This is a genomic window from Streptomyces sp. CBMA123, from assembly GCF_014596465.1.
Taxonomy (GTDB): Bacteria; Actinomycetota; Actinomycetes; order Streptomycetales; family Streptomycetaceae; genus Kitasatospora.
This window is the reverse complement of sequence record NZ_MECK01000285.1, coordinates 1-6559: the sequence shown is the minus strand read 5'-3', so window position 1 is coordinate 6559 and position 6559 is coordinate 1. Positions and strand designations below refer to the sequence as shown.

Here is a 6559-nt window from a genome sequence, read left to right as displayed (position 1 = left end):
GCCGCCGCCGGGCCTGCCGCCACCACCCCGCCGCCGAGCAGCAGCACCCCGGCCACCGCCGCGCCCACCAGCCGTCCAGCCACCGCCGACCCCCGCTCCCCGATCCGCCCCCGTCACCTTCCCACCACCCCGCCCCGCCCCTGCACCCCGCCCGCCCGACCGCGACCCACCCGCGACGCCCCGGTCACCGAACCGGCACACATCACCGGCCCGAGACCCTCCGCCGGCCCCGACCCCGGCCTCGACCCGCACTCGACCCCGCTCCCGCTCCCGCCGAACCGGCACTCCTCACCAGCCGGCCCGCCCTCCGTCCCGCCTCACATCACCGGCGGCGAAGCCGCCCCCGCCAGCGCGACCGCCACCAAGGCCCGCATCGCGTAGGTGACCTGGCCGAGTGGCAGGGTGGCGTCGTCCGCGAAGAGTTCGACCAGCCACCCGCCCGCCGCGTTCTGCCCGCCCGCCGCGACCATGCCCCGGTAGCCGGAGACCACGAGCATCGCCTCCTCCGCCGGGTCGTTGCCCGCCGCGCCCGCGCGCAGCGAGAAGGCGCCGCCGCGGACGGCGCGGCGGGTCATCGGGTAGTGGCGGAGGTCGAAGACGGCGTCGGGGGCCTCGATCTGGGCGCGCTGGGTCTCGGCGCGGCTGCTGCTGGGGCCGCTGGTCATCCGGTAGACGGCGTGCTGGGCGGTGCGCATCAGCTGGGAGCCGGGCGGGACGTACGAGACCCACCAGCCGACCGCGTCGACCAGCCGGGCGGAGGTCTCGGCGACGACCACCAGCTTGCCGAGGGTGTCGGCCGGGTGGACGGCGCGGGCGGCCGCGGCCTGGTCGAGGGCGGCGAGGACGGCGGTGAGCAGCTGTCCCGGGTCGGCGCTGTGGGCGGCGCCGCGGAACCGCCGCCGGTCGCCGGTGCCGGCCCGGCCGGCGGGCCCGCGGCGCCCGTCGGCGCGGTGGTGCGGGTCGGCGGCGTCGGCGAGCAGCACGGTGGGGTCGGGTGAGAAGCCGGGGCCGTGGCTGCGTCCGGCGACGACGGGGTGGGCGGCGCGGGCGGCCTTGGCCCGGTACTGGGCGGCGTCGGCGAGCCGGAAGAGCCGGTCGGGGGTGGTGACCGGCCCGATGGAGTCCCCGGTGGAGGCGACACCGCAGGCGACCCCCTCGCCCTCGGCGAGCGCGAGGGCCCGCGCACACAGTTCCTCGGCGACGGCGACCACCTCGTCGGCCTTCTGGCCCTCCGCGAGCAGGCAGAACTCGTCGCCGCCGAGCCGGGCGGCGAGGCTGCCGGGCAGTTTGGCGGCGGCCAGTGAGAGCTGGTGGGCGAAGCGTTCGAGGAGCCGGTCGCCCATCTCGTGGCCGAGCTGGTCGTTGACCCGCTTGAGGCCGTTGACGTCGCAGACCACCAGCGAGACGACGGTGTTGTCCCGGTTGTGGGCCTCCAGCGCGCTCTCCAGCCGGGCGTCGACGGCGCGCCGGTTGGCGAGGCCGGTGAGCGGGTCGGAGAAGGCGAGTCTGCGCAGGTCGGCGAGGCGTTCGGTCTGGGCGAGGCCGGCCGAGATCTGGGCGGCGAGCAGGGTCGCGTAGTCGGCGTCGGCGTCGGTGAAGGCGGGCATGCCGGTGGACCGGGCGAGGTAGAGCTCGCCCCAGGCCTGTCCGTGCAGCACGATCGGCGCGACCACGCAGCAGGCCCGGCCGCGCCGGCGCAGCGCGGCGGCGCGTTCCTGGCAGTACGCGCCGGCGGTCGGGTGGTTGTGCCCGGTGTGCGGTTCGGCGTTCTCGGCGGTCTGCAGCCAGGCGCGGGGCAGGCGCCCGGTGGTCCAGCGCTCCTCCAGGTAGGTGACGATCTCCGGGAAGTCCGCGACGGGGTACGACTCGTTCTCCGGCAGTTCCTCCTCGCCGGGCGCGAGTTCGCCGTGGTTGACCAGTACCCGCAGCCGGCCGGATTCGCGGTCCCAGACCGAGACGGCGGCCATGGTGGCGCCGAGCGCCTCGGTGGCCCGGGTGGCGGCGGCCCGGACGGCCTCCAGCGGGGTGAGCGCCCCGGCCATGTCCTGGGCGAGTTCGACCACCGACTGCAGTCGCAGGTCGGGCAGCGGGTCGCAGTGGTGCGGTCCTTCGCAGTCGCAGCCGCGGTCCGTCATGATCGCCTCACTGCTCACCGGATCGCCTCGCTCCCTGTGCCCGGTCCTGCCGGACCCCCACCGGTCGGCCGCACCCGTCCGGCCGCTTGCACCAAGACTATGGCGAGTTCGTTCGGTTATGCCCCGTTTGCCCGGACGGACCCGCAGCCGACCGTACGGTCTTCAACCGTTCGGCACCCATCCGAGCGGCCCGGCGCCGAAGACCCGGCGCCCCCGGCGGCTACTCCGCCTTCATCCGCCGCGAGAGCAGCCACGGCTCCACCAGTCCCAGCCCGCGCACCGGCCGGCGCCACATCGGCTGCAGGTGGAACCGCGCACCCGCGTCCGGCCCCGGCACCGGCAGCCCGGAGGCCGGCATCCCGGCCGCCACCGACAGTGCCTCCGCCAGGCCAGGCCCCTCCGAGTCGGCGGGGGCGACGCTGCCGTTCTGCTCCAGCGCCGCGGCGAACTCGCCGTCGATCAGCACCGCGTCCTTGGGCGCGATCGAGGTGAGCCGGCTGGCCAGGTTGACCGTGGTGCCGAAGACGTCGCCCATCCGCTGGGTGACCGTCCCGAAGGCCATGCCGACCCGCAGCGCCGGGATGGTCTCGTCCTCGGCGAGCGCGTCGATCAGGCTGAGCGCGATCTCGGCGGCGGTGGCCGGATCCTCGGAGACGTAGAGGATCTCGTCGCCGAGGGTCTTGATCACCCGGCCGCCCTGTCCGGCGATCAGGTCGGAACAGGTGTTCTCGAAGGTCTCGACCAGCTCGCCGAGTTCCTCCTCCTCCAGCCGCCGGGACAGCCGGGTGAAGCCGACCAGGTCCGCGAAGCCGACCGCGAGCCGGCCACTGGTGATCTCGTTGTCCTCGGCGGCCTGCACCACCCGGCCGGTGACGGCGGCCAGCTGGCGCCGCCAGACGTACACCAGGAACTGCTCCAGTTCCGGCAGCAGCAGCTCGACCAGCGGGTAGGCGACGTCGGCGCGGGTGAGGCCGGGCTCGACGGCCTGGGTGAGGTTCTCCAGGAAGGTGTCCATCTGCCAGCCGGCCAGCCGGGCCGTGGTCTGACCGGTGGAGCGGGCCACCTGGATCGCCATCGACTCGCTGAGCAGCCCGGACTCGACCAGGCCGGCGAGGCGCCGCAGCGCGATCACGTCGCCGTCGGTGAGGGCCCGGGACTGGCCGATGTCGGGGAAGCCCATGGCCCGCCAGAAGCGGGTGGCCAGCTCCATCGGGACGTCGGCAGCGCGCGCGGCCTGGTACGGGGTGTAGCGGCGTGGCGCGTCCAGGATCAGGCGTTCCAGTTCGAGCGCGACCGTGGGGTCGTGGCTGCCCGTCGTCTCGCCGCTGCCGTCCTCTGCCACCGGTCCGTCCCCGTGCGGTTGCCGCACTTGCCTCGTTTCCTACCTGTCCGGGCGCACCGCCCGCCACCCGGGCGGACAGTGGCGCGCCTCACATCTGCCAGGTGGAATGTTCGCACGGAATCACGTGATCCGGAGCATCCGCCCGAGTCAAGGAGAGGTGAAGACTGCCGTTCAGCGCGGCTCGGGGCGGACGTGGACCACGTCCCCCGCGCCGACCGCCCGGCGTGCGCCGTCGGCGGTGCGCACCACCAGCCGGCCGTCCCCGTCGATCGCCACCGCCTCGCCGACCAGTTCGCGGTCGCCGGGCAGGTTCACCTTCACCCGGCGGCCGAGCGTGCTGCAGCGGTCCACGTACGCGCGCAGCAGGTCACTGGCGTGCGGGTCCCCGGCGGCGGCCGTCCACTCGCGGTACAGCTCGGCGAACTCGCGCAGCAGGGCGCGCAGCAGGACGGAGCGGTCGGTGGTGCCGGCGCCGGCCAGCGCGAGCGAGGCGGCGGTGGGGACGGGCAGCTCCGCGGTGCGCAGCGAGACGTTGAGGCCCATCCCGACCACCACCGCGCCGCCGCTCAGCTCGGTGAGAATGCCGCCGAGCTTGCGCTCCGCGCCGTCGATCTCCACCTGGAGGTCGTTGGGCCACTTCAGCCCGACCTCGACCCCGGCCACCCGGTCGAGGGTGCTGGCGACGGCCACCCCGACCAGGATCGGCAGCCAGCCGTACCGCTCGACCGGCACCTCCTCGGGGCGCAGCAGGAAGGACGTGAACAGTCCGGAGCGGGCCGGGGCGGTCCACTGCCGGTCCAGCCGGCCGCGGGCGGCGCTCTGCGCCTCGGCGACCAGCACCGCGCCCTGCGGGGCGCCGGAGCGGGCCCGTTCGGCGAGGTCGCTGTTGGTCGAGCCGGTCTCGGCGACGACGTCCAGCGAGGTCCAGAGCCCGCCCGGGACGACCAGTTCGCGGCGCAGCACCGTCTGGTCCAGCGGTGGCCGGTCCAGGTCGGTCCAGGGGGAGGGTCCGGTACGGCCGAAGCCGCGCAGTCCGCTGCGGCGGGGGGTCTCGGGTGCGGTCATGGTGGCCACCCTAGAACCAGCCCGGGCCCGTGGCAGGACGGACCGCAGAGGCGCATTCCGCCCCATCGTCCCGCAGAACGCTCGTTGACACACTGTGTCGATGGCCATAACGCCAGGACGTGCCACATCGCCCTTCGCGCTGGCTACGCTACGCAGCGGTAGTTCGCAGCGCCGCCCTGCCCTCGTGCGCGAGCCCCCGATCCCGGCCCGCGCGCACTCGAACAGGTCGCGGCCGATGATCAGGGAGAGCCACCGCATGACCGAGGCGCCGTACGACCCCCACACCACCGCCGGCAAGCTCGCCGACCTGCGGCGCAGGCTGGACGAGGCGGTGCACTCCGGCTCGTCCAAGGCCGTGGAGAAGCAACACGCCAAGGGCAAGCAGACCGCGCGCGAGCGGGTCGTGGAGCTGCTGGACGACGACTCCTTCGTCGAGTTCGACGAGTTCGCCCGGCACCGCTCGACCAACTTCGGGCAGGAGCGGAACCGCCCGTACGGCGACGGCGTGGTGACCGGCTACGGCACCGTCGACGGCCGTCAGGTCGCCGTCTTCGCCCAGGACTTCACCGTCTTCGGCGGCTCGCTCGGCGAGGTCTTCGGCGAGAAGATCGTCAAGGTGATGGACTTCGCGCTGAAGACCGGCTGCCCGGTCATCGGCATCAACGACTCCGGCGGCGCCCGGATCCAGGAGGGCGTGGTCTCGCTCGGCCTGTACGGCGAGATCTTCCGCCGCAACGTGCACGCCTCGGGCGTCATCCCGCAGATCTCGCTGATCATGGGCCCCTGCGCGGGCGGCGCGGTCTACTCCCCCGCGATCACCGACTTCGTGGTGATGGCCGACCAGACCTCGCACATGTTCATCACCGGCCCGGACGTGATCAAGACGGTGACCGGCGAGGACGTCGGCATGGAGGAGCTTGGCGGCGCCCGCACCCACAACACCAAGTCCGGCAACGCCCACTACCTCGCCACGGACGAGAAGGAGGCGATCGAGTACGTCAAGAGCCTGCTGTCGTACCTGCCCTCCAACAACCTGAGCGACCCGCCGTCCTACCCCGAGCAGGCGGACCTCACGGTCACCGACGAGGACCTCGAACTCGACGCCATCGTGCCGGACTCGGCGAACCAGCCGTACGACATGCACAAGGTCATCGAGCACATCGTCGACGACGGCGAGTTCCTGGAGACCCAGCCGCTGTACGCGGGCAACATCATCACCGGCTTCGGCCGGGTCGAGGGCCACGCGGTCGGCATCGTCGGCAACCAGCCGATGGACCTGGCCGGTTGCCTGGACATCAACGCCAGTGAGAAGGCCGCGCGCTTCATCCGCACCTGCGACTCCTTCAACATCCCGGTGCTGACCTTCGTGGACGTGCCCGGCTTCCTGCCCGGCACCGAGCAGGAGTGGGACGGCATCATCCGCCGCGGCGCCAAGCTGATCTACGCCTACGCCGAGGCGACCGTCCCGCTGATCACCGTGATCACCCGCAAGGCCTTCGGCGGCGCGTACGACGTGATGGGCTCCAAGCACCTGGGCGCCGACCTCAACCTGGCCTGGCCGACCGCGCAGATCGCGGTGATGGGCGCGCAGGGCGCGGTCAACATCCTGCACCGCCGGGAGATCGCCGAGGCCGAGGCGGCCGGCACCGTCGAGGAGAAGCGGGCCGAGCTGATCGCCTCGTACGAGGACACCCTGCTGAACCCGTACCTGGCCGCGGAGCGCGGCTACGTCGACGCGGTGATCGCCCCGAGCGAGACCCGCCGGCACATCGTCCGGGGCCTGCGGGCGCTGCGCGGCAAGCGCGAGGTGCTGCCGCCCAAGAAGCACGGCAACATCCCCCTGTAGGCACCACCCCTCTCGGGAGAGAACCAGCCATGTCCCCGATCCACGTGCTGCACGGGCAGCCGACCCCCGAGGAGCTCGCCACCGTCCTGGCGGTGGTCCAGGCCCGGGCCGCCGCCGCGCAGGCCGCCGCCGAGGCGGCGCGCCTGGCCGGTGCCGGCCCGGCCTCCCCCT

The 6559-nt window shown here is 73.7% G+C and carries 4 protein-coding genes and 2 pseudogenes; 3 read left to right on the top strand and 3 right to left on the bottom strand.

What is annotated here, in order from left to right; translation table 11 throughout:
* A pseudogene (locus BG452_RS46015) lies at nt 1-381 on the top strand (hypothetical protein); the annotation flags it as partial.
* Between the two features lie 530 nt (nt 382-911).
* On the opposite strand, the pseudogene BG452_RS46010 reads toward BG452_RS46015, so the two are convergent.
* The 3 genes and pseudogenes from BG452_RS46010 to BG452_RS27385 all read right to left on the bottom strand — a co-directional run.
* Nucleotides 912-2135 (bottom strand): annotated as a pseudogene (locus BG452_RS46010) (diguanylate cyclase domain-containing protein); the annotation flags it as partial.
* A gap of 220 nt (nt 2136-2355) precedes the next feature.
* Nucleotides 2356-3477, bottom strand: a complete 1122-nt coding sequence (locus BG452_RS27390) for an adenylate/guanylate cyclase domain-containing protein (RefSeq protein WP_317621254.1) — start codon at nt 3475-3477, stop codon at nt 2356-2358.
* A 171-nt stretch (nt 3478-3648) separates the two neighbouring features.
* Nucleotides 3649-4542, bottom strand: coding sequence for a biotin--[acetyl-CoA-carboxylase] ligase (locus tag BG452_RS27385; protein WP_188307030.1), 894 nt, complete (start codon nt 4540-4542; stop codon nt 3649-3651).
* A 256-nt stretch (nt 4543-4798) separates the two neighbouring features.
* On the opposite strand from BG452_RS27385, the gene BG452_RS27380 reads away from it, so the two are divergent.
* Entirely contained in the window at nt 4799-6388 is a 1590-nt protein-coding gene (locus BG452_RS27380) for an acyl-CoA carboxylase subunit beta (RefSeq protein WP_188307029.1), read from the top strand.
* 29 nt (nt 6389-6417) lie between these two features.
* On the top strand, nt 6418-6559 hold a 142-nt coding region (locus tag BG452_RS27375), incomplete at its 3' end, for an acyl-CoA carboxylase epsilon subunit (protein ID WP_317621255.1).

What these genes read in the sequence shown, in the direction of transcription:
- BG452_RS27385 (WP_188307030.1), bottom strand. Translation starts at nt 4,542, where the DNA reads ATGACCGCACCCGAGACCCCCCGCCGCAGCGGACTGCGCGGCTTCGGC.
- BG452_RS27380 (WP_188307029.1), top strand. Translation starts at nt 4,799, where the DNA reads ATGACCGAGGCGCCGTACGACCCCCACACCACCGCCGGCAAGCTCGCC.